The organism is Lacrimispora sphenoides JCM 1415 (assembly GCF_900105615.1).
Classification (GTDB): domain Bacteria; phylum Bacillota; class Clostridia; order Lachnospirales; family Lachnospiraceae; genus Lacrimispora; species Lacrimispora sphenoides.
The window spans coordinates 4,211,356-4,234,040 of the sequence record NZ_LT630003.1 but is presented as its reverse complement, the minus strand read 5'-3'; the positions used below and the strand labels follow the sequence as shown (position 1 = coordinate 4,234,040).

The 22,685-nt window shown below is 45.5% G+C and carries 20 protein-coding genes; 15 read left to right on the top strand and 5 right to left on the bottom strand.

What is annotated here, in order from left to right; translation table 11 throughout:
• The first annotated feature begins 283 nt into the window (after positions 1 to 283).
• The gene (locus tag BMX69_RS19190) at positions 284 to 1,072 is read left to right on the top strand and encodes an AAC(3) family N-acetyltransferase (RefSeq protein ID WP_100043247.1); all 789 of its coding nucleotides are present in this window, start codon (positions 284 to 286) and stop codon (positions 1,070 to 1,072) included.
• Between the two features lie 137 nt (positions 1,073 to 1,209).
• A complete protein-coding gene (locus BMX69_RS19185) occupies positions 1,210 to 3,228 on the top strand; it encodes an alginate lyase family protein (RefSeq protein ID WP_100043246.1) in 2,019 nt (672 codons plus the stop codon).
• Positions 3,229 to 3,332: 104 nt separating this feature from the next.
• On the opposite strand, the gene BMX69_RS19180 is transcribed toward BMX69_RS19185, so the two are convergent.
• Complete coding sequence (locus BMX69_RS19180; protein ID WP_054792039.1) at positions 3,333 to 4,142, bottom strand: alpha/beta hydrolase; 810 nt, start codon at positions 4,140 to 4,142, stop codon at positions 3,333 to 3,335.
• A gap of 552 nt (positions 4,143 to 4,694) precedes the next feature.
• On the opposite strand from BMX69_RS19180, the gene BMX69_RS19175 reads away from it, so the two are divergent.
• From BMX69_RS19175 to atpC, 8 genes are all read left to right on the top strand, one after another.
• The gene (locus tag BMX69_RS19175; protein WP_025230541.1) at positions 4,695 to 5,390 is read left to right on the top strand and encodes a F0F1 ATP synthase subunit A; all 696 of its coding nucleotides are present in this window, start codon (positions 4,695 to 4,697) and stop codon (positions 5,388 to 5,390) included.
• Positions 5,391 to 5,419: 29 nt separating this feature from the next.
• Positions 5,420 to 5,638, top strand: coding sequence for an ATP synthase F0 subunit C (atpE, locus tag BMX69_RS19170; RefSeq protein WP_025230540.1), 219 nt, complete (start codon positions 5,420 to 5,422; stop codon positions 5,636 to 5,638).
• A 69-nt stretch (positions 5,639 to 5,707) separates the two neighbouring features.
• On the top strand, positions 5,708 to 6,193 hold the full coding sequence (gene atpF, locus BMX69_RS19165; RefSeq protein ID WP_242941302.1) for a F0F1 ATP synthase subunit B: 486 nt from the start codon (positions 5,708 to 5,710) through the stop codon (positions 6,191 to 6,193).
• A complete protein-coding gene (gene atpH / locus BMX69_RS19160; RefSeq protein WP_054792037.1) occupies positions 6,174 to 6,677 on the top strand; it encodes an ATP synthase F1 subunit delta in 504 nt (167 codons plus the stop codon). The genes atpF and atpH overlap by 20 nt, the downstream gene beginning before the upstream one ends.
• Positions 6,674 to 8,191 carry a F0F1 ATP synthase subunit alpha gene (gene atpA, locus BMX69_RS19155; protein ID WP_100043245.1) on the top strand — a complete coding sequence of 506 codons (1,518 nt, stop codon included), beginning with the start codon at positions 6,674 to 6,676 and terminating at the stop codon, positions 8,189 to 8,191. The genes atpH and atpA overlap by 4 nt, the downstream gene beginning before the upstream one ends.
• A 3-nt stretch (positions 8,192 to 8,194) precedes the next feature.
• Complete coding sequence (atpG, locus tag BMX69_RS19150; RefSeq protein WP_025230536.1) at positions 8,195 to 9,091, top strand: ATP synthase F1 subunit gamma; 897 nt, start codon at positions 8,195 to 8,197, stop codon at positions 9,089 to 9,091.
• 63 nt (positions 9,092 to 9,154) lie between these two features.
• Positions 9,155 to 10,549 (top strand): F0F1 ATP synthase subunit beta, encoded by a 1,395-nt coding sequence (gene atpD, locus BMX69_RS19145; RefSeq protein WP_100043244.1) that lies wholly within the window; start codon positions 9,155 to 9,157, stop codon positions 10,547 to 10,549.
• A 16-nt stretch (positions 10,550 to 10,565) separates the two neighbouring features.
• The gene (gene atpC, locus BMX69_RS19140; protein WP_025230534.1) at positions 10,566 to 10,982 is read left to right on the top strand and encodes an ATP synthase F1 subunit epsilon; all 417 of its coding nucleotides are present in this window, start codon (positions 10,566 to 10,568) and stop codon (positions 10,980 to 10,982) included.
• 69 nt (positions 10,983 to 11,051) lie between these two features.
• Here the strand turns inward: atpC and BMX69_RS19135 are convergent, their stop codons facing one another.
• Positions 11,052 to 11,858: a ZIP family metal transporter gene (locus tag BMX69_RS19135; protein WP_174715230.1), complete on the bottom strand. Its 807-nt coding sequence runs from the start codon at positions 11,856 to 11,858 to the stop codon at positions 11,052 to 11,054.
• 218 nt (positions 11,859 to 12,076) lie between these two features.
• On the opposite strand from BMX69_RS19135, the gene BMX69_RS19130 reads away from it, so the two are divergent.
• Both BMX69_RS19130 and BMX69_RS19125 read left to right on the top strand, forming a co-directional pair.
• Positions 12,077 to 13,618 (top strand): C40 family peptidase, encoded by a 1,542-nt coding sequence (locus BMX69_RS19130; protein WP_100043242.1) that lies wholly within the window; start codon positions 12,077 to 12,079, stop codon positions 13,616 to 13,618.
• 15 nt (positions 13,619 to 13,633) lie between these two features.
• Positions 13,634 to 14,995 (top strand): MATE family efflux transporter, encoded by a 1,362-nt coding sequence (locus tag BMX69_RS19125; RefSeq protein WP_100043241.1) that lies wholly within the window; start codon positions 13,634 to 13,636, stop codon positions 14,993 to 14,995.
• Here the strand turns inward: BMX69_RS19125 and BMX69_RS19120 are convergent.
• Positions 14,985 to 17,252, bottom strand: coding sequence for a sensor histidine kinase (locus BMX69_RS19120; RefSeq protein ID WP_054792034.1), 2,268 nt, complete (start codon positions 17,250 to 17,252; stop codon positions 14,985 to 14,987). The genes BMX69_RS19125 and BMX69_RS19120 overlap by 11 nt on opposite strands.
• 8 nt (positions 17,253 to 17,260) lie before the next feature.
• On the bottom strand, positions 17,261 to 17,956 hold the full coding sequence (locus BMX69_RS19115) for a response regulator transcription factor (protein WP_025230529.1): 696 nt from the start codon (positions 17,954 to 17,956) through the stop codon (positions 17,261 to 17,263).
• Positions 17,957 to 18,105: 149 nt separating this feature from the next.
• Between BMX69_RS19115 and BMX69_RS19110 the strand changes: the two genes are divergently transcribed.
• The gene (locus BMX69_RS19110; protein ID WP_242941301.1) at positions 18,106 to 18,846 is read left to right on the top strand and encodes a LysM peptidoglycan-binding domain-containing protein; all 741 of its coding nucleotides are present in this window, start codon (positions 18,106 to 18,108) and stop codon (positions 18,844 to 18,846) included.
• 27 nt (positions 18,847 to 18,873) lie between these two features.
• On the opposite strand, the gene BMX69_RS19105 is transcribed toward BMX69_RS19110, so the two are convergent.
• Positions 18,874 to 20,457 carry a recombinase family protein gene (locus BMX69_RS19105; RefSeq protein ID WP_054792182.1) on the bottom strand — a complete coding sequence of 528 codons (1,584 nt, stop codon included), beginning with the start codon at positions 20,455 to 20,457 and terminating at the stop codon, positions 18,874 to 18,876.
• Positions 20,458 to 20,660: 203 nt separating this feature from the next.
• On the opposite strand from BMX69_RS19105, the gene BMX69_RS24205 reads away from it, so the two are divergent.
• Together BMX69_RS24205 and BMX69_RS19100 are read left to right on the top strand one after the other, a co-directional pair.
• Positions 20,661 to 20,828 carry a hypothetical protein gene (locus BMX69_RS24205; protein ID WP_157724437.1) on the top strand — a complete coding sequence of 56 codons (168 nt, stop codon included), beginning with the start codon at positions 20,661 to 20,663 and terminating at the stop codon, positions 20,826 to 20,828.
• A 170-nt stretch (positions 20,829 to 20,998) separates the two neighbouring features.
• Complete coding sequence (locus BMX69_RS19100) at positions 20,999 to 22,669, top strand: S8 family peptidase (protein ID WP_100043240.1); 1,671 nt, start codon at positions 20,999 to 21,001, stop codon at positions 22,667 to 22,669.
• The last annotated feature ends 16 nt before the right edge of the window (positions 22,670 to 22,685 follow it).

The following is a 22,685-nucleotide window of genomic DNA, read 5'->3' as shown; positions in this document are numbered from 1 at the left end:
TCCTTATATATCGAATGCCAGCGATACGGCACACCAGAGCAATACCAGTGCCATGGTGATATTAAACGGACGGTAGTACTTTTGAGAAATGCCAAATGGAATGGGTTTATGATATAGATTAAATGGAAAATCTCACGCCCATCCGGACATCATGTTTGTGAAACTGATGCATGGGAATCAAATTATTTTCATTTAAATTAGACTAACTGGAAAAATCATGTCATAATTTTTATGATAATAGACAGGATGATATTAATCTATTTGGAAATAGAAAGGCGTTATTATGTATACAAGACAAGATCTAAAGCAGAATTTAAAAGAAATGGGAATTATGCCCCATGACACTTTGCTCCTGCACTCATCCATGAAGGCAATCGGAGAGGTTGAAGGTGGGGCGGATACCGTACTTGATGCTTTTATGGAATATATGTCTGACGGCCTGCTTATACTGCCCACTCATACATGGGCTGCCATGTCAGAATACCACAATGTATATGATCCACGAATAGAACCGGCTTGCGTAGGAATTTTACCCAATCTTTTTATGAGACGGAAAGGAATACTTCGATCCTTACATCCAACCCATAGTGTAGCAGTGTACGGAAAGGATAGCATGGCATTTATTGAGGGGGAAGAAAACCGGACAACGCCCTGTCCGCCAGGTGGCTGCTATGATCGTTTAAAAGATAGAAATGGTAAAATCCTGCTTCTTGGGGTTGGTCACGAGCGAAATACTTTTATACATTGCGTGGAAGAGCATTTAGATGTACCGGAGCGCCTGACCAAGGTACCTACTTATTTTAAGATAGTCATGCCAGGCAATCAGATTAAGCCCTCCTTTATGCACTGTCATGACAATCCTGTTACGGATCATATTTCTGATAATTACACAAAACTGGAACAGGCTTTCTACGACAGAAAGGCAGCAGTTAAGACCTGTTTTGGCGATGCCGCCTGTATTCTGTGCGATGCTAATGCAGTATATGAGGTGACAAAAGATGTGTTGTCCCACCAGATTAATTGCATCATAGAATTGGAAACAATTCCTAAGGAGTGGTGGCTGAACGTATAAGATTTCACCCAATTCTATCATATTAAAAATCTAAAAAAAGAATATGAATCTGAAAATCGTTTATTCCATTTATCCGTTTCTTCCATTATAATTATGGTAACTATTAAAATAATCTATTACGGAAGAGGTGGAACCAGATGTCAAAGGAACAGTATTTTGAAAACCGGAATAATTATATTAACGGCGAGGATAAGGCATGGGTCACAGATTACTGCCTAAGGAATTGGCCGGAGGAAGTGAATCATATCCTTCGTATTGCAGATGATGCAATAGAGCATACGTTTTTGTTTGATTTGCGGTGGGATATGGAGCGGACCTATGAGCCGGTTCATTTTGATCAGGAAGTAGTTTGGGACTACATGCCGGGAGATGACCCGGAATTTATCTTTCAGTTCAACCGCCACCAGTTCTTTATATGCCTGGGACAGGCATATGCCATGACTGGTGATGAAAAGTATGCAGAGACTTTTGCAGAGCTATTAGATTCCTGGATAAAAAACAATCCTCTTACTGAAGAAACCAAGCAAACCACATGGAGGAGCATTGAAGCCGGTATAAGGGCTGAAACCTGGGTAAAGGCCATGGGCTATTTTAAAGACAGCCCCTCTGTAGATGACAGGCTTGTGAAAGCATATATGGACTGTCTCACCGTTCATGCAGAATACCTTATGACTACCTATAAACATTTCCAGATCAAGAGCAACTGGGGAGTTATTGAAAACCGGGGCCTTATGGAGATCGCACTGGCACTTCCTATCAGTGACCGGACAAGAGAATATCTGGACGCAGCGCTTATGCGCCTTAGTGAAGAGATAGAAGTGCAGATCGCCGATGACGGAGTACACTGGGAGCAATCCCCTATGTATCATAATGAGGTGTTTCATTGCTATCTGGAAGTGATGCGGTTGGCTAAGCGCTACGGAATTAAGCTTTCAAGGAAAAGGATGGAGAAAGTAAGGCAGATGGCCTATGCAAATGCTGCTTGGAAAAAGCCAAACCATTGCCAGCCCATGCAGGGAGACAGTGATGAAACCGATATCAGGGACTTACTGACTCAAAGCGCCTGGCTGTTTTCAGATCCGATGCTGAAATTCTGTGCTTATGACAAAATGGATTATGACGGAGCATGGGACTTTTTAAAAGAAGGAATCGAGGGCTATGGAAAGCTAATTGCAAAGGAACCGGATTTTTTAGACAGGGTTATGGAAAGTACCGGAAATCTTTTTGTCCGGTCCGGCTGGGATGAAAATGCGGATTATTTCCACTTCCGCTGCGGATTCCTGGGAGGAGGCCACGGCCATTCTGACAAGCTGCATGTGGACCTTGTGATCAACGGAGAAGATATCCTCATGGACACAGGGCGTTATCATTATGTGCCTGGTGAAGCAAGAACCTGGTTTAAAAGCGCCTTAGGCCACAATGTTCCCCTGATTGACGGCCGTGACTATCTAAAGTGCCGGGATGCCTGGGGCGTGGATCAGATGTCTGCTGCATATTTTGGAGGTTATAAGAAAAAGGACGGGTACCGCTATATCCAGGGAAGCCACGGTGGATATTTAAATGGAGAAGAGGGAAATGTGTGGATCACCAGAAAAGTACTGGCAATTGATACGGATCTTTATCTGATCGCTGACGAGTTTTTCTCCAGGGAAAAGCACACATACCAGCAGCTTTTTCATTTTAACAACCAGGGAAAGGTTTCCAGGTCCGGATGCACCGTTCGTTATTGCGGCAGCAGGACAGACGGGGAATTAACAGTTCTTACACAGGGGTGTGAGATGAAGCTGTCAGATGGCCGGATATCCAGAAATTATAACCAGATGGAAACGGGAAGGCAGCTTTTGACCGGTAAAGAAGCAGATGGTTTTTCCTCTATTATTACTGTTGTATCAGGGGGGGAAAAGAAGAACTACAAATCTCCGGAGCTTTCTCTTCTTCCTGTATTTGGCGCGGACCCATCGGTTCCCTTAGATCCTTCTGATGCGGAGGCGGTATCTATTGGCTGGAAAGGAAAGAACTATGTGGTTATTTTGGCCCACCGAGATATCGGAGATTCCACAGACCTGCTTACAGCAGGAGGCGTGAAGGGACTTGGAACGGTGATGGTATTTGATACGGAAAAGCAGAAAGTGGGAGGCACGGTACTACACTGGTAGAGAAGAACAGAAAAGGAATATAAGAGAGAAAGCAGCGTTATCCGATTAGGAAAAACGCTGCTTTTTTGCAATGGTCTAAGGCTGAAAATGATGGTATACTTATCTTAAAGGGCAATCCGTGCCTCAATCCAGTGCAGGACATCATTAATGACTTCATCCCTGCAGTATTCATTAAAGATCTCGTGGAATAATCCTCCATAGATCTTCATCTGCTTATCTTTTGATGGTGCGGCGGCGAAGAATTCATAAGTGTCCTGAACGCTTACCAATCCATCCTTTTCTCCGTGAAGCATGAGGATGGGATACTCAAACCTTTTCACTGCCTCTTCAAACCAGGCAATTCCCTGGCAGAGGGCGTAGCATAAGCCGGAAGTAAAAGTTTTTGAGTTATAGGGATCCTTGCCGTACCAGTCAACGACTTCGGCTACGGAGCATACGCCTGCTCCCAGTTCATTGGGAAGCTTGGTGTGGGGATCCAGGCCTCCTGGAACACCGCTTATCAGCCCCATATTATCCTTTGTCAATGCGCCGCTGGTGATGATGCCCCGAAGTTTCTTGTCCGGATATTTTGCGCCGTATAAGGAAACGGTGAAGCCTCCCATGCTGTGGCCGATTAAAAACACCGGGGTATCCGGATGTTCCATGATTGCCATGTCCACCACTACATTAGTGTCATCAAGCAGTTCATGGAAGTCTTCATAGTGGGTCCGTTCCCCATCAGAACGTCCGTGACCCCTGTGATCGAAGCGGTAGGTTGCGATCCCGGCTTTGTGAAGCTGCTCAGCAACGTAATCATATCTTCCCTGATGTTCACATAATCCGTGGACAATGACGGCTGCTCCCCGGACTGCCTCTGGAACTTCCCTATTTAAAAACAGTTTGGTTCCGTCAAATGAAGAAATTATTTCTCCCATAGAAATACCTCCTTTGATACATTGGTTTTGCATTTCCCTTATTATACCAGAATTATTCCTATTTTAATAGGAAGAAAGCCATAAAAAGCAGGAAAATAATTTTACAAGTTATTTGTAGGATTTGATAGCCATATTAGAAGGAATGGTTGGGAGCATATCTTTTTTCCCTATCGATCCTTATCAATTTTTGATTGTGTTAGGTACTAATGACGGTTAAATATAAAAAAGTAAAAAAAACATAGTCAAATTACACAAATTATTAGAAAAAAATTCTACATAAAACCTAGAAAAATACGCTAAAAACAAATATATTTAAGATTTAGACATAAATTAAGTTAAAAAATTAATAATAATTTTAGAAATTCAAGCGAAAAATTGTCTCAAATGTTCAAACAATAAGGGCATTAATAAGATGTTATGAAATTTGCAAAAAGTTGACAATTTCCGCATATGAAAGTATGATACACGGTAGACCTCTGCTATATTGTATATTTAGGAGTACAATCTGTAAATCTGGTAATATATAAAGGGGAAGACAGTTTAAGAAAGGAAGTGAGCATTACGGAGGATTTGGCAGAGAAGTTATTAGAGGAACTGAACTGCGAAACGGTTTTTACCATTCCGATATTCGGAGGCATTCCCATTGCTGAATCAGTAGTGGTGACATGGATTATCATGGCAGCACTGACACTCCTTTCCATCATTCTGGTGAGAAATCTTAAGGTTGAGAATCCTGGAAAGAAGCAGCTGGCGCTTGAAATGGCAATCGGTGGAATTTACAATTTCTTTGAAGATTTAGTGGGGGAAGAAGGGAAGAGGTATATTCCTTATCTCATATCAGTGGGAATTTATCTGGGAGTGGCTAATTTGATTGGTTTGGCAGGTTTTAAGCCGCCTACCAAGGATTTAAATACCACTGCAGCGCTTGCTGTCATGAGCATACTTCTGATAGAATATTCAGGCCTTCACAAAAAAGGGGTAAAAGGTTTTATTAAAGGCTTTGCAGAGCCGTCACCGATTATAGCCCCTATTAACATCCTGGAATTATTTATTAAACCGCTTTCTTTGTGTATGCGGCTTTTTGGTAATATCCTGGCGTCATTTGTGGTTATGGAATTGCTTAAGCAGTTTGCAGCACTCCTTGTACCAATTCCGTTCAGTTTTTATTTTGATATTTTTGACGGATTGATTCAGGCGTATGTATTTGTATTTTTGACTGCCCTTTTCATTAAGGAATCGGTAGAATAAACAATAGTAAATTAAAAGGAGAGATTATTATGTTAATAGCAATTGGAGCAGGAATCGCAGTATTCACAGGTATTGGAGCAGGAATTGGAATTGGAATAGCAACCTCAAAAGCAGTGGATTCCATTGCAAGACAGCCTGAGGCAGAAAGCAAGATCAGCAAGGCCCTGCTGTTAGGTTGTGCGCTTGCAGAGGCAACTGCCATCTATGGTTTCGTTATAGCCCTTCTCATCATTTTATTCCTTAAATAATTAACAAGGTCTGGATTAAGATGGAAAAATTGAAAAGAAAGGCAGGCGGTACAGATGCTTAGACTGGATATGAACTTTGTATGGACTATCGTGAATCTCATCGTCCTGTATCTTTTGCTTAGGCATTTCCTCATAGGGCCGGTTTTGGATGTGATGAATAAACGGCGGGGAATGATTGAACAGAGCATTTCAGATGCCAGGAATAAGGAAGTTTTAGCAGCGGATCTTAAAAAGCAGTATGAAGAAAAGCTGGCTGCCTCCTCGGATGAGGGTTCAAAGCTTATTGAAGAAGCGAAAAACCAGGCAAAGGCCCAGTATGACCGGATCTTAAAGGATGCGGAGGAAGATGCAGGCCGTTTGATGGTCGAGGCCAGGAAACAAGCTGAGGCTGATCAGGAAAAGGCATTGCGTGAGGCCAAGGCGCAGATTGCGGGCATAGTTATCGCAGCAGCGGCCAAGGTGGTTAATCAGGAGGTGAGCGCCAGGGCAAATCAGGCGCTTTACGATTCATTTATAGCAGAAGCAGGTGATTTTCATGATGCAGGCAGCAATTAATTACGGGCAGGTGCTTTATGAGCTCTCTGTTCCTGAAACAGCCATTGAGGAAACGGCTCTGGCGCTTAAGACTGTGCCGGAGCTTAAGCGTGCTCTTAACAGCCCTGTGGTTGCAAGGAGCAGCAAGCACCGGATTATTGACCGCGTATTTCCTGCTGAGATCAGAACCTTTTTAAAGGTTCTGGTGGATCGCCGGGATGTAGATCTTGCAGATGATATTTTTAATGCATGGCGTGCCTGCATTTGCAGACAGGAAGGAATCCTGGAGGCTTCCCTTTTCTACGTGACAGAACCGGAGGAAGAACAGCTTCGCGAGATCAAAGCAATGCTGTGTAAAAAATATAATAAACGTGATGTAAGGCTTCGCCTGATTCAGGACCCCGGTTTGATCGGTGGATTCATCATCCGCGTGGGAGATGTGGAAACTGACTGGAGCTTAAGGGGACGCCTTAGAGAATTGGAACAAAAAATAATGCGGAGGTGAAAAACGTGGCTTCCATCAATTCAGATGAAATAATTTCTATATTGAGAAGTGAAATTGAAGATTATGACGCTCATGCCAGGGACCAGGAAGTTGGAACTGTCATAAGCGTTGGCGACGGCATTGCAACAGTTTATGGAATTGACCGTGCGATGTACGGCGAAATCGTTATTTTTGATAGTGGAATCAAGGGAATGGTACAGGACATCAGAAAAGAAGATATCGGATGCATCCTGTTCGGTTCCGACCGGGACGTCAGGGAAGGTTCCAAGGTAACAAGAACGAAAAAGCGTGCCGGAATCCCGGTAGGCGAAAAGTTTGTGGGAAGAGTTGTCAATGCTCTTGGTGCTCCCATTGACGGGAAGGGAGAGATCATCTCTGACGATTACCGTCCCATTGAACATGAAGCACCGGGCATTATTGACCGTAAGAGCGTGTCTGTTCCAATGGAAACAGGTATTCTTGCCATTGACTCCATGTTTCCCATCGGACGGGGACAAAGAGAGCTGATCATCGGCGACCGTCAGACCGGTAAGACTTCCATCGCCATTGATGCTATCTTAAACCAGAAGGGTAAGGGCGTGATCTGCGTTTATGTAGCAGTGGGACAGAAAGCATCTACCGTTGCAAAGCTGGTGAATACCCTGTCACATTACGGCGCTATGGATTATACCATTGTGGTATCTTCTTCGGCCAGCGAACCTGCACCCTTACAGTATATCGCACCTTATTCCGGTACTGCTCTTGCAGAGTATTTCATGTACCAGGGAAAAGATGTGCTGATCGTTTATGATGATCTGTCAAAGCATGCGGTAGCATACCGGTCCTTATCCCTGCTATTAGAGCGTTCTCCTGGGCGTGAGGCTTATCCAGGCGACGTATTTTATCTTCATTCCAGGCTTCTGGAGCGTTCCAGCCGGTTGAGTGAGGAAGCAGGAGGCGGTTCCATTACCGCACTGCCTATCATTGAAACCCAGGCCGGTGATGTATCGGCTTATATTCCGACCAATGTTATTTCTATTACAGACGGTCAGATATTCTTAGAAAGTGACCTCTTCTTCTCCGGTATGAGACCGGCAGTAAACGTAGGTCTTTCCGTATCCCGAGTTGGTGGAGCGGCCCAGACCAAGGCAATGAAAAAGGCTGCGGGTAGCATCCGTATCGACCTGGCACAGTGCCGGGAGATGGAAGTGTTCACCCAGTTTAGCTCAGATCTTGATCCGGCTACCAAGGAACAGATCCAGTATGGTAAGGGACTTACAGAGCTGTTAAAACAGCCTTTATGCCATCCTTTGAGCCTTCATGCCCAGGTGATCAGTCTGATTGTAGCCAATAACCGTCTGCTCTTAGATGTGGAAGTTACAAAGATAAAAGAGTTTCAGAGAGACTTGCTGGCATTCTTTGATGAGCGCTATCCGGAAATCGGAAAGGAAATTGAAGAAAGCAGAGTGCTGTCTGACGAGCTGAAGCAGAAGATTGTTGATGTGACAGCCGAATTTAAACAGAAACGGGTGTAGGATATGGCAAATGCGAGAGAGATACAAAGCAGGATGAACAGCATCAAAAGTACCATGAAGATAACCAATGCGATGTATACCATTTCCTCGTCAAAGCTGAAAAGAGCAAGGAAAGCCCTGACTGATACGGAGCCTTACTTTTATGCACTTCAAAGGACCATTGCCAGAATCATAAGGCACACGCCCGAAATTGACGACCCGTATCTGGATACCAGGCCGCATATTAAGAAAGAAGATCGTAAGATCGGATACATTGTGGTAACGGCTGACAAGGGGCTGGCCGGTTCTTATAATCATAACATTTTTAAACTGGCTCAGGAGCAGATTGACAAGGGCGGAAATCCCATGCTGTTCGTAGTTGGTGATCTGGGACAGCAGTATTTTATGAAAAAGGGAATACCGGTGGAACAGGATTTCCGGTATACCGTTCAAAAGCCAAATATGAGCCGGGCCAGAATCATTGAGGAAAAGATCGTGGATTACTTCCTGACAGGAAAGCTTGATGAGGTATATATGATCTACACCAGAATGGTGAATGCCATGAAAATGGAGGCTGAGATCGAACAGCTTCTTCCCATTCCTAAGCACCGGTTAAGCCAGAGTGTACCAATTAATGTACATTTGGAAGAGATCACTATGAAGCCATCTCCGCAGGCGGTGATCGATGCCATCGTGCCCAATTACATTGCAGGCTTTATCTATGGAGGTTTGGTGGAGTCTTATTCCAGCGAGCAGAATTCCAGAATGATGGCCATGCAGGCTGCAACAAAGAGTGCTCAGGAGATGCTTGACGAGCTGGCGATAACCTATAACAGAGTACGCCAGGCGGCCATTACCCAGGAAATCACCGAGGTAATCAGCGGTGCAAAGGCCCAAAAGAAAAAAAGGAAGAAAGCATAGTATCATCGGATGTTCCGGTTGACTTTAGAGAGGAGGAGTCCTCACGACTGTGAGTAACAGAATATGAATATAGGAAAGATCGTTCAGGTCCTTGGACCTGTAGTAGATGTTGAGTTTTTTGAGGGCAGCGAACTTCCCCGCATTAAGGACGCCCTAGAGGTGAATAATGAAGGGAAACGCTGCGTAATGGAAGTTGCACAGCATATGGGAAACAGCACAGTCCGCTGTATCATGCTGGCTTCCAGTGAAGGGCTGTATAAAGGCATGGAGGTGACCGCTACCGGGGAAGGGATTAAGGTTCCGGTAGGTGAGCAGACTCTGGGACGCCTTTTTAATGTACTTGGAGAGACCATTGATAAGGTTGGTTCCTTAAATGGCGGTCCGGAGTGGGTCATTCACAGAGATCCTCCGGCCTTTGAGGAGCAAAGTCCTGTGGCAGAGATCCTGGAAACGGGAATCAAAGTCATTGACCTTCTGGCTCCTTATGCAAAAGGCGGAAAGATCGGTCTGTTCGGCGGCGCCGGTGTTGGTAAGACGGTTCTGATCCAGGAGCTGATCCATAACATTGCCACGGAGCATGGCGGATATTCTATTTTTACCGGTGTTGGAGAGCGTTCCCGTGAGGGTAATGACCTTTGGACCGAAATGGGTGAGTCCGGCGTTATTTCAAAAACTGCCCTGGTATTCGGTCAGATGAATGAGCCGCCTGGTGCACGTATGCGTGTGGCTGAAACCGGACTTACCATGGCGGAATACTTCCGTGACGAAGAGCATAAGAATGTGCTTTTATTTATTGATAATATTTTCCGATTCACCCAGGCGGGTTCTGAGGTTTCTGCACTTCTTGGACGTATGCCGTCTGCGGTTGGTTACCAGCCTACCCTGGCTACGGAAATGGGCGAGCTTCAGGAGAGAATTACTTCAACGAAAAATGGTTCCGTTACTTCTGTACAGGCAGTATATGTACCTGCCGATGACTTGACGGATCCGGCGCCTGCAACTACTTTTGCCCATTTGGATGCTACCACCGTACTATCCAGAAAGATCGTGGAACAGGGTATTTATCCGGCGGTTGATCCTCTTGCCTCAAACTCCCGTATCCTAGAACCGGATGTGGTTGGGGAAGAGCATTATGAGGTAGCCCGTAAGGTACAGGAATTGCTTCAGAAATATAAGGAGCTTCAGGATATTATCGCTATCTTAGGTATGGAAGAATTGGGAGATGACGATAAGATCACGGTTTACCGGGCAAGAAAGATCCAGAAATTCTTATCCCAGCCTTTCTCTGTGGCTGAGAACTTTACAGGCGTTGCAGGTAAATACGTTCCCCTTAAGGAAACAGTCCGGGGCTTTAAGGCAATTGTGAATGGAGATATGGATCAGTATCCTGAGGCTGCATTCTTTAATGTGGGAACTATTGATGAGGTGATTGAAAAGGCCAGGACATTAGAGGCTTAGCTTGGAGGTGCTGCCTGTGAGTAAAAATACATTTTTCCTTCAGGTTCTTGCCAGTGATAAGGTGTTTTACAGAGGTTTGTGCCAGGAGCTTGTGATTCCACTTTCAGATGGAGAAAAGGCGATTCTTCCTCATCATGAGGATATGGTCATAGCAGTTTCCATAGGGGAAATGCGTTTGTTGGATGAAAAAGGCCAGTGGATTCATGCAGTTGTTGGAAATGGTTTCATTCAAATTATCAACAATCGTATCACACTTCTTGTTGACACTGCCGAGCATCCGGAAGATATTGACGAACGCCGGGCGGAAGAAGCAATGGAGAGAGCGGCAGAGCAGCTAAGGCAGAGTAAGAGCCTTCAGGAGCATTCTCATTTTGAGGCTTCTATGGCCAGATCACTGGCCAGGCTGCGTACAAAACACAAATATGAGCTTTGACAGGAAATGATGATAAAAAAAGAAGGATATCCGGGAGGAAGAAATCTGCCTCCCGGATATCCTTTTTTCTTATCCTAAAGCCACGTCTAAAATCATCATGATCAGAAATCCAACCATAACGCCAAGGGTTCCAACATTGGAATGTTCTCCTAAATGCGCCTCAGGAATCAGTTCTTCCACCACCACATACATCATGGCGCCGGCCGCAAAGGATAGAAGCCAGGGCATGAGCGGCTGGATACTGCCTGCCACGAGCACGGTAAGGATTCCGAATATAGGCTCTACAATTCCGGACATGCTGCCCCGTATAAATGCCTTTCCCGTGGAAAGACCTTCCTGTCTTAAGGGCAGGGAGATGGCAGCACCTTCCGGGAAGTTCTGGATGCCGATGCCGATAGCAAGTGCCATGGCAGCCGTATAAAGAGCCGGATCGCCTCCATGCTGTGCAGCCAGGGCAAAAGCCAGTCCAACGGCCATACCCTCCGGAATGTTATGAAGCGTCACAGCCATGACAAGCAGGGTGGTCCGTTTCCAGGTGGAAGAGATTCCTTCCGCCTCATTCGTTTTATTACTGTTCAAATCTGGATGAAGGTGAGGAAGAAGGGTGTCTAACAATATGAGAAATAGTACTCCCAGGACAAATCCTCCTGCAGCGGGTATCCAGCCCGCAATTCCGCTTGCCTCGGCCTCCTCGATGGCTGGAATGAGAAGCGACCATACCGAGGCCGCGATCATGACACCGGCAGCAAAGCCAAGGAAGATCCTCTGGACAGACTGGTTTACATCCTTTCGGAAGAAGAATACAACCGAAGCCCCCAGGGTGGTCATGAGAAATGTAAAGCCGGTACCGCCGGCAGCCCACAGAACAGGCGTCATAATAAGCCCTCCTTTATCTCTTTAAAGTCAGGGGTTCTGACTGTGTTTTCACTCCCTTAACTATACCATAACCTCAGTTTTGACGCAATGAGATAAATTCCCTTTCCATTTCCGACAGTTTTATGCTAAAATAGACCTAATTTTACATAGTAAACACCCTTCGGGCGTCCCTTTATGCCCAGAAAGCATGGGCAATACATAGGAAAGGAATTTGATTTATGAATATAAAAATAAGATGGAAAAGGCGTTCTGCCTATTCTGTATTTCTGGCAGCAACGGCGGTTTCTTTATTAGCAGGCTGCAATAAAACAGAAGCAGTTAAAGGACCCGGAAAGGATGCAACGCCATCCATTGCCATAGTAACGGAACAAAAAAATGAACTGCAGCCTATTGATGCACTTACTCCAGGGGGAGACTTGATGCCAAGACTTCTTAAGGTGCCGGAACAAAAAGAAAATCCTATCCCGGAGTATTTGCGGAACGGGGTAGAGCATCCGGTGGTGGCCAGCCTTCAGGAGCGTTTGATGAATTTAGGCTTTATGGATAACGATGAACCCACCCAGTACTTTGGTAATGTGACGGAGGCTGCAATTAAGACTTACCAGCGACAGAATGGCCTGGCTCAGGATGGAATAGTAGGGCCAGAGACGTTAAATTCCATTATGTCACCATCTGCCAAATATTATGCTGTGTCAAAGGGTGTGGAGGGTGACGACATAACACGGATCCAGAGCCGCCTTTATGAGCTGGGGTATCTTGCCAGTGCGGGTCAGGTATCCGGCAGCTTTGGGGATGAAACAGAGGCCGCGGTTGAGAAGCTCCAGGAGGTAAACGGATTAAACATAGATGGAAAAGTAGGACGTCAGACCATAAACCTGCTTTACAGCGAAGAGATCAAGCCCAACTTTCTGTCTTATGGAGAAAAAAGCGATTTGGTTTTATCCAGTCAGCAGCGCCTTAAGGAGTTGGGATATTTAACAACCACTCCGGATGGGGCATACGGAAATGATACGGTGATAGCGGTAAAACAGTTCCAGTCCCGGAATGACCTGGTTGTGGATGGGTATTTAGGGCCGTCCACCCGGATCGCCTTAGCGAGCGCTGAGGCGCAGCCAAATGGCTTGACCCTGGGTGAACAGGGGGAATCGGTTACCAGGATCCAGCAGCTGTTAAATAAATACGGGTACCTGGCTTCCGCCAATGTGACAGGATATTACGGGGAAGTGACGGAAAAGGCGGTTAAGGCATTCCAGAACAACAATGGTCTGAAAGCGGATGGTTCTGTAGGGCAGCTTACCATGAGTAAGCTTACGGGAAGCGGTATAAAATCTGCAGGTTCTTCCGGCTCCTCAGGCGGCTCCTCAGGCGGTTCTTCAGGAGGTACCGTTAAGGGAGGCTCTGGCGTAAGCGGACTGCTTTCTATTGCAAGATCAAAGCTGGGACGTCCCTATGTATGGGGAGCCAAGGGCTCGGAATCCTTTGACTGCTCTGGATTTGTCTACTGGTCTCTCAACAAGGCCGGCGTCAGACAGAGCTATCTAACCTCGTCCGGTTGGAGAAACGTAGGTAAATATACAAAGATCACCAGCTTTGGAAGTCTGCAGGCAGGCGATATCATCGTGGTAAGCGGCCACGTGGGAATCGTAGCCGGAGGCGGAAAAGTAATCGATGCTTCCTCCAGTAACGGACGGGTAGTGGAACGTGCCTTAAGCTCCTGGTGGAAGAACAACTTTATCTGTGGCTGGCGTATATTTGGATAGAAATGGTTCAGAATAATGAGTATGAAAACGCAGAAAAAAGCAATTAATATGGTAACAGATTCACCGGGAAGGGCCCTTTTGCTCTTTGCCCTTCCCTTGATTCTTGGAAATTTATTTCAGCAGTTTTATAACATTATAGACTCTGTCGTGGTCGGACGATTTGTGGGGGAGGAGGCCCTGGCATCAGTAGGCGCTTCCTATTCCATCACAAATGTTTTTATCGCCATTGCGGTAGGAGGCGGAATCGGAAGCTCAGTGGTGGTGTCCCAGTTTTTAGGGGCAAAACAGACTGGAAATATGAAAACCGCCATATCCACCACTCTTATAAACTTTTTATCCATAGGAGTGATATTGGGCGGACTTGGGCTTCTTTTCAATCACCGGATTTTAAGCTTCATGAACACCCCGGAGAATGTATTTTATGATGCCTCGGTGTATCTTGGGATTTATTTTATAGGGCTGCCCTTTTTATTCATGTATAATGTACAGGCTTCTGTTTTTCAGGCCCTGGGAGATTCTAAGACTCCCTTATATCTGCTGGTCTTTTCTTCTCTTTTAAACGTAGTACTGGATCTTTTGTTTGTAACCCAGTTTTACATGGGGGTGGCCGGTGTGGCGATTGCCACCTTGATCGCTCAGGGGTTTTCAGCGGTCCTTTCCTTTCTCGTTTTAATAAAGCGGTTAAAGGGGTATGAGACAACAGAACCATTCCGGCTTTATGACTGGAATATGATGCTTCATATGATGCGGGTTGCCATTCCCTCTACCCTTCAGCAGTCCATCGTCCATATCGGAATGCTCCTCGTGCAGTCCGTGGTCAATGGATTTGGTTCTGCGGTCATGGCGGGCTTTGCGGCGGGAACCAGGATCGAATCTATCTGTATTGTTCCTATGCTAGCTCTTGGAAATGCCATGTCCACCTATACGGCTCAGAACATAGGCGCTGGAAAGACAGACCGGGTAAAAACGGGCTACCGTTACTGCTATCTTATGGCAGGGGTTTTTGCGGTTATCATCTGTGTCGTTATGGAAACATGGGGAGACTTGTTTATACGAAGCTTTTTAAACGAAGGCAGCGCGGAAACCGCGTTTCAGACGGGCATGGATTATGTCCGGTTCATTTCCTTCTTCTATATTTTCATTGGCTGTAAGGCGACCACAGACGGGCTTTTGCGTGGCGCTGGAGATGTTGTGGTATTCACTGTCGCCAATCTGGTAAATCTGGCGATCCGGGTGTCGGTTGCGGCTGTGCTCGCTCCCGTTATTGGCGTCCAGGCCGTATGGTTTGCGGTTCCAATGGGCTGGACGGCCAATTATATTATATCATTCTTCCGATATCTGACGGGAAAGTGGGAGAAGATACAGCTTATCTCTTAACGGGGAAGGCGACGCCTGCTTTAAAAAGATCTCCATCAATGTAAAGCCTTAATTCCCCGCCCTGAAGCTCGGCCAGGCTTTTTGCGATAGAGATTCCCAGCCCGCTTCCTTCCGTGGTCCGGGCAACATCTCCCCGGACAAAGCGTTCGGTCAGCTCATCCGCGCGGATGTTCAACGGGTTTTGAGATATATTCTTCATAGTGAAAACTGCCATATTCTCTTCCAGAGTAATGTCAACGTACACCCGGCTGTGCTCCATGGCATACTTGAACGCATTGTTATAAAGGTTCTCAAGCACTCTCCACAAATACCTGCCGTCCGCTTCGATCAGGATGGAATCGGCCGGCAGGGTGGAAACCAGTTCCAGGTGCCTGAGGGCAAATTTTTCTTCAAATTCTCCGTTGGTCTGGTGAATAAGTTCTACAAAATCAATGCTGGTGATATCCAGCTTTAAATTTCCTGAGCTTGCCTTTGAGGCCTCTACCAGATCTTCTGTCAAAGTCTTTAATCGCTGGGACTTCTGTTCCAGGACTTCTAAATAACCCTGAATTTTGGGGTCTTGAATCTTTTCCCTTTTTATAAGGTCCACATAATTTATGATGGATGTCAGGGGCGTCTTAATATCATGGGATACATTGGTGATTAGGTCTGCCTTTAAGCGTTCACTTCGTACCTTTTCCTGGAGTGCCGTTTCAAGTCCGGTGCTGATGTGATTGATGTGCTCAGCAAGTTCCCTCTCTTTTCCGTTAAATTTCAAGGTACTGATCTTATAAGTGGTATCTCCTCTGGAAATATTTAAGAGGGCCTCATTGATTTGATCGGTTTCCCATGCATTTTTGTACATCTGATGGAATATCCAGAAATCCAGGCAGAAAAGCAGTAAAGCAACTGCCCCCATAAGGATCCGGGATTCCAGGCTGTTATAGGTAAATAAAAGGAAGGCAAAAGCCATTGCCATGGCAATGTTAAAGACCAGGAACAAGGAATAAGAAAGCATAATACGCGTGGTAAAGCGCCGGTTTTTAAAGTATAAGGACAAGTTTTTAAGTCCCCGGTGCATAAGACTTCCGGTCCAGAGATTTCCTGCCTTAAAACGTTTTAACAGACTTAATGCGGCTGATAGTCCGGCTGCATAATAAATGAGGACCCGAAGAGCCAGCTCACCGTAATCCCATTGGTCAACGGCAAAGAAGAGGTGAATAATCTTATATGCAAGCCGGTTTGCCAGAAACAGGGTGAGGATGGCAGCTACAGAATACAGAAGGAGACAGCCCTCTGCAGGGAGCCGGTCAATCCGTTCCATTGGACCGTGGCTCTGTTTCCTGTCTGACTGCCCAGTCATGTTTACCAGGGTATACAGGGTCGCGATACAACCCAGGATTCCCAGGCACAGGCTGATCATTCCGGTGATGAATAACAAACGCATCTGATCATAGGAAGCAGCGGACCTGGCATAAGCATCGCCGTAGGGATAGTTAGTATCCACAGCTATTGTCATATGATAATTGCCGTTGTTATAGGGATTCATCTTTTCCAGCTGGGAAGAAACATTCTTTGGGACAGTGGTTAAGTTGGAGTCCACATAAAGCGCTTCTCCTGTTACGTAAAGGTATCTTCCCATTGCTTTAAAGTCATTGATGGTTTTGCCTGTAACGTTGCTGTATAGCTTATAATCTTCAGCCGTGTTCTGATAGAGGACTTCAAACTTTAAGTTGCTTGGATTCTGGATAAAGCGGAAATAAAATGAATAGTAGTTGCCCAGGTGGGTCAGCACCTCATAGGCCAGCTGGTCCATGGTAATAAATGCTTCTCCAGGCTCCGTGATCTTAAAGTCCGGTTCATAGGCCCGGTAATCTACCCGTACATACGAGTCTGAGCCATCTGCAGCCGGCTGCCCTCCGCTCACTTTAAACTGTTCATTCAGATAATATCCCAGGGATTTGGCCCTCCGTATCATCTCATCTACCGTATATTCCGTTGTGGTTCCCGGACCGTCTATGACCCGGACAATGGGCTTTGAATAGTCAAGTTTTCCGTTGGTCTCAAATACTTCCTTATATTTTACATAATTAAATATATCGTCAATATCAGATTTTAACTGACGGGTGAAATCAGGCGTGTCCTCATAAGTCTCATGGTTGATCCAGTGGATTCCCTCCCCGTAATGGGAATTGCTGTACATGATGGAGACACCTACGACAACGAGGAGGGAGAAGAGCATATGCATGAGGACTGCAAAATCTTTTCTTTTTTTCATAAACGCACCTATTGTTTCTCAATCTTATAGCCTACACCCCATACCACTTTTAAATAGCGGGGTTCTCTTGGGTTGATTTCGATTTTTTCCCGGATGTGCCGGATGTGTACGGCCACGGTATTATCTGCGCCGATGGCTTCTTCATTCCAGATCTGCTCATAGATTTCGTCAATGGAAAATACTTTTCCCGCATTCTTTACCAGAAGCAGCAGGATGTTGTACTCAATGGGAGTCAGCTTGATCAGCTCTCCCTCTACGGCAACTTCCTTGTTATCGTCATTAATGGCCAGGCCTCCGCATTTATACACCTGCCCGGCTGGCTGTTGGTTCATATTTCCAAGCTGGGTATAACGGCGCAGCTGTGATTTTACCCTGGCAACCAGCTCCAGCGGATTAAAGGGCTTGGTAATATAATCATCTGCCCCGATGTTTAGACCCAGGATCTTATCGGTATCCTCGGATTTGGCAGAGAGGATGATGATGGGGATGCTGCTTGTCTCACGGACCTTTAAAGTGGTCCGGATTCCGTCAAGACCCGGCATCATCACATCCAGTATCATTAAATCCACTTCGTTTTCTTCCAGAAGCTTTAGGGCATCATAGCCATCATAGGCCTTAATCACATGAAACCCTTCTCCTGTTAAATATATATCAATAGCTTCCACGATTTGTTTGTCATCATCACATACTAAAATATTCTGCATACGAAAACCTCCTTTTTCAATATTATACAACGAAGGCAGTAAAAAAGCACATTACATTTTTCTAAAGAAGCCTGAAAAGATGTCTGTTTCTGTCATGTTACAGATTTTTTCATCATATGCTTTACCAATTCTGGTAAAAGGATGCTGCTATGAGAATATATGTGGTAGAGCGGGGAGACAGTGTGGACACCATTGCCGAATCCCAGGGCATTCCGGTACAAAACCTTATATTTGATAACCAGATAGGTTATCCATACCGCCTGGCTGTAGGCCAGGCACTTTATATTAGGGATGAAACCCCTTCGGAAGAAAGGGTGCCTCTTTATGTGTTCGGTTATGCATACCCGATCATCACTCCGGATAATCTGGAAAATACTCTTCCATTTCTGACGGATCTTTATGTTTTCTCTTATGGATTTACCATGGAGGGAGAGCTGGTTCCGCCCATGAGCCCGGATGACTGGATGATAGAAAGGGCGTGGCAGCTTGGTGTGCGCCCGATTTTGACCCTCACTCCTCTTGGCCCTGACGGACATTTTAACAACAATCTGGTATCTGAGGCTGTACATAATATGGAGGTCCAGCAGCGGCTGATCTGGAATCTGGGCCTTAAGATGCTGGAAAAGGGGTTCGGAGGCCTGGATTTTGATTTTGAGTACATTATGGCGGATGACCGAGTGGCTTATGCGGACTTTGTAAGACTGACGACTCAGATCATGAACCGGTTCGGTTATCAGGTCACGGTTGCCCTGGCACCTAAGACATCGGCCACGCAGCCGGGGCTTTTGTATGAGGGAGTAGATTACGCGCTTTTGGGTGAGGCTGCTAACCGGGTGTTTCTTATGACTTATGAATGGGGATATACATATGGGCCGACAGGGGATAGGTAATTATTGATCCTATGAAAATCCAGTGTTTCAGTGACTTTCCGGGATCCTTGGGTAAAACTGCAATGTGAAATTTGCCGTATTTCCGGCGCCTTTTCTATTTCTTTCTGTCTTTAAGTAATCTACATGATCCAAAATATTTCTTAGCATGCTATTTCGGATCATAATGTCATCCACTTCCCAGTACACTTCCACCAGATGCTTTATGGCCGGAATGAAATTCTTCCGGGCCTGTTCTCTTGCTGCAATCCGGTCCCGTTCTTCTTTAATAAGCTTTAACTCTTCCTGTAACTCCTTTTTCTGATTTTCCAAATTTATGCGGCGCTCCTGAAAGAGATCAAGGGAATATACTCCCTGCTCTAAAAGTTCGAAGGCTTTATTTAACTGCTTTACTGTCCGGGTATATTTCTCTTCGATGTTATGGAGGGAGTTTTCTAAGACGGCCAGTGTGGTTTCATTTTCCTTTTCTGTTTCCTCCGGCCAGTCTAATTCGTATTCCGGAATCCATTCCTTTAAGCCTTCAATGATCTGCTCTTCAATCAGGGAAAGAGGAGATGAGATATTGCTGCACTTACTGTTTGGGCAGCGCAGGATGGCGTAACGAAGTCTGGTATTGCTGGGCTGCCTGGTCATTAAGGTGCCGCATTTGAAACAATATACCAGTCCGGAAAGGGGATTTTGCAAGGCAGTACTGGTGTTGACCGGGAGAGGTTTACCAGACTTGATTTTCTGCACCAGGTCATACTTTTCTTCCGGTATAATTGCTGTGAAACGTCCACGGACTTTTTCGCAGTCAGCATCCTTTGGTCTGGTTTCAATGATTTTTCCATCTATCATTTGCTTTTGAACTTTGCGCCACTGCCACCGCTGATATCCGCAGTAGGTGGGGTTATTTAATATCTCTATTATGGAAGAAGCTGACCAAGGTCTTTCACTTCGAGAAGGTATTTGCAGCTCGTTCAGCCGGTCCCTGATCTGGTAGGAACCAAAAGGAGCATAACAGCCATCTTCCTTCATCTCGCCGGCGATATAAAGTTCATAGATGTATTCAACGATTTTTGCCTCTTCCGGAACGATTTTCAGGGTATATCCCTTGTCTCCTTTATGTTTCACCTTCTCATACCCATAAGGAGCTGTTCCGGCTATGTACCAGCCATCCCGAAAGGCAGCAATACGGCCTCTTTGAATTCTCCGGTTGATAGTCTTGTATTCTCTACGGCTCATGAAGAGGTTGAACTCAAAATACTCTTCGTCAAATTCGTCTGAAGGATCATAAGTTTTTAAAGGCGTGACGATCTTAGTGTTGCTGAATTTAAAAGCTTCCGCCACGGTCCCCTGGTCTTTGGTATCCCCCCTGGCAAGACGCTCAACCTCCATGACAAGAACGCCCTCCCATATGCCTTGCATGACCTCTAATAACACTTGCTGCATTTTGGGGCGGGCAGAAATGGTCTCTCCAGAAACCAGCTCTTTATATATGGCGCCGACTTCAAGTCCCATTTTTACGGCAAGTTCGGTCAGCAATTGTTCATGGCGGGCGAGTGTCTCACCTTCGCCCCGGGCTTCCGCTTCTTTGTCAGCCCTGCTTTTTCGTAAATACATGAGATATGACATAGGCGCTCCCTTCTAGATCTGTTTTATTTTATGGATATGCTGAGTTCTTAATTCTAATTCATGGCATAAAAAATACGCCCTTGTCAGATTCCAGACATTTGAGCAGGAATACAACAGGCGCTGTACATGTAAAGGTTTTAGTCCAAAAACAAGTAAAGGTGTACAAACTATGCTACATAGAATCAGTTAGAAGGGGTGGTGATATGTCAAAAGTGAAGGAAGTAAAAAGAGGAAACACGACTTTTATTTTTCATGACGATTACTGCAAAGATACAGCGCCTGAAGAGGCTAAAGCTATTTCTAAGGAAATTGCAAAATTGGTCTTGCCGGTATTAAGGGCAGCTTATTTACATAAGGAGGGAACCGGCTGAGGCCGGAACGGGTGGACAAGGGGTCTGGTCCTCATATTATTTCTTCTTCTGACATATTAATTAACAAGTATATCACTTAGTTCGTTGCTGGGACATCCAAATTTTAGGCAGCCGACCTCATTTTGTCTATTGTATGATACTACTTTCAGTGATAACGAGGAGATTTAACTATGAAAAAAATTTTGGATAACAATTATTTTGATCTAATTATGACTAACCCAGTGGTTTTATTTCCCAGTGATGATTATATTACTTATTTAAACAACCGGCATTCCTTACTGCATATTCCGACGGAAGATATAGACATTTGTGATTTGTCAGATTTCCCCGCACACACTTTTCCGTCACTATATACCCTCAATTCTACAGTCAGTCTTGAACGAAGTGGTATTGGAGAGATACAGCGGATTCCGGCCTTAGCTCTGTTCGGTCAGGGCGTAATTGTAGTTGTCATTGATACCGGTATTGATTACCAGCATCCCGCTTTCCGCAACAGCGATGGTTCAACCCGTATCCTTACCATATGGGATCAGACTCAGCAAGAGGGCACTCCTCCCGAGACCTTTACCTTTGGTACGGAATACAGCCGGGAGACAATCAATACCGCGTTAAACTCTGAAGACCCCCTGTCCATTGTACCATCAACAGACACCAACGGACACGGAACGGCCATTGCAAGCGTTATTGCCGGTACTCCCAATGCACTGGAAGCCTTTAGCGGTGTAGTCCCACAATCTGATCTGGTGATCGTAAAACTCAAGGAAGCAAAACAAAATCTAAAGAGCTTTTATTTTGTACCCGAAGGTGATTTATGTTTTCAAGAATCTGATCTTATGCTTGGTTTTCGTTATTCCCTTACCATTCAGGAAAGGTTTAACCGCCCTGTAGTCACCTGCTTCGCCGTTGGGAGTAACCAGGGAGGTCATGATGGGAATGGCGCCCTAAGCGGTTACTTAAATGACCTGGTATTGCAGACCGGCGTCGGCATATCCGTTTCTGCCGGTAACGAGGGAAACGGTCGCAGGCATTATTATAACTTCACCCCGCTGGAACCCTTTTATAATGACTTCGAGTTAAGAATAGGGGAAGATGATAAAACATTTGCTATGGAAATCTGGTCACATTCTCTAGGAAGGGTTTCCATTGACATATCCTCACCAAACAGGGAATCAACACAACAGATTTATCCTACGATCGGCGGTTGCAGAATATTCAACTTTGTATTCTCCCCAACTACCCTTTATGTCAATAATTATGTTTTTGAAGAGGAAACCGGAGACCAGATGATCCTGGTGCGTTTTCAGAACACGGTTCCCGGAATCTGGCGTATACGGATCAGAAGCGTTGAAAATGAGCCCTTGTCTTTTCATTCATGGCTTCCTTCCCACGGTCTCATATCTGACCAGACCTATTTCCTTAATTACTCACCGGATACTACGATCACTTCACCTGGAAACGGCAATCGCCAGCTGACTGTGACTGCCTATAATCAAATGAATAACTCAATTCTTGGTGAATCAAGCAGGGGTTATACAAGAACGGGCTTTATCAAGCCGGATATTGCGGCTCCCGGTTACCAGCTTACTTGTGCGGTCCCCGGAGGCGGATATGGTTCTGTGACCGGAACAGGAGCTGCCGCCGCCCATACAGCCGGAATTATTGCCATGGTCTTTGAGTGGACCATTGTGAGGGGGAATTACAGCACAATGAACGGAATTTCTGTTGACCGGTTGATGGTAAGAGGGGCCACGCGGTCCAGCTCATTCACCTATCCCAATAACATATGGGGATACGGCCAGGTGAATGTGGTCAATTTATTCAGGCTGCTTACTAATTTTTAACCTCATCTAGTAAGTC

Excerpts from the sequence above, each read along its gene's own strand:
- atpG (WP_025230536.1), top strand. The coding sequence starts at position 8,195 with ATGGCAAATGCGAGAGAGATACAAAGCAGGATGAACAGCATCAAAAGT.
- atpD (WP_100043244.1), top strand. The coding sequence starts at position 9,155 with ATGAATATAGGAAAGATCGTTCAGGTCCTTGGACCTGTAGTAGATGTT.
- BMX69_RS19190 (WP_100043247.1), top strand. The coding sequence starts at position 284 with ATGTATACAAGACAAGATCTAAAGCAGAATTTAAAAGAAATGGGAATT.
- BMX69_RS19115 (WP_025230529.1), bottom strand. The coding sequence starts at position 17,956 with ATGCAGAATATTTTAGTATGTGATGATGACAAACAAATCGTGGAAGCT.
- atpH (WP_054792037.1), top strand. The coding sequence starts at position 6,174 with ATGATGCAGGCAGCAATTAATTACGGGCAGGTGCTTTATGAGCTCTCT.
- BMX69_RS19100 (WP_100043240.1), top strand. The coding sequence starts at position 20,999 with ATGAAAAAAATTTTGGATAACAATTATTTTGATCTAATTATGACTAAC.
- BMX69_RS19135 (WP_174715230.1), bottom strand. The coding sequence starts at position 11,858 with ATGACGCCTGTTCTGTGGGCTGCCGGCGGTACCGGCTTTACATTTCTC.
- BMX69_RS19130 (WP_100043242.1), top strand. The coding sequence starts at position 12,077 with ATGAATATAAAAATAAGATGGAAAAGGCGTTCTGCCTATTCTGTATTT.
- BMX69_RS19120 (WP_054792034.1), bottom strand. The coding sequence starts at position 17,252 with ATGAAAAAAAGAAAAGATTTTGCAGTCCTCATGCATATGCTCTTCTCC.
- BMX69_RS19180 (WP_054792039.1), bottom strand. The coding sequence starts at position 4,142 with ATGGGAGAAATAATTTCTTCATTTGACGGAACCAAACTGTTTTTAAAT.
- atpF (WP_242941302.1), top strand. The coding sequence starts at position 5,708 with ATGAACTTTGTATGGACTATCGTGAATCTCATCGTCCTGTATCTTTTG.
- BMX69_RS19185 (WP_100043246.1), top strand. The coding sequence starts at position 1,210 with ATGTCAAAGGAACAGTATTTTGAAAACCGGAATAATTATATTAACGGC.
- BMX69_RS19110 (WP_242941301.1), top strand. The coding sequence starts at position 18,106 with ATGAGAATATATGTGGTAGAGCGGGGAGACAGTGTGGACACCATTGCC.
- BMX69_RS19125 (WP_100043241.1), top strand. The coding sequence starts at position 13,634 with ATGAGTATGAAAACGCAGAAAAAAGCAATTAATATGGTAACAGATTCA.
- BMX69_RS24205 (WP_157724437.1), top strand. The coding sequence starts at position 20,661 with ATGTCAAAAGTGAAGGAAGTAAAAAGAGGAAACACGACTTTTATTTTT.
- BMX69_RS19105 (WP_054792182.1), bottom strand. The coding sequence starts at position 20,457 with ATGTCATATCTCATGTATTTACGAAAAAGCAGGGCTGACAAAGAAGCG.
- atpE (WP_025230540.1), top strand. The coding sequence starts at position 5,420 with ATGTTAATAGCAATTGGAGCAGGAATCGCAGTATTCACAGGTATTGGA.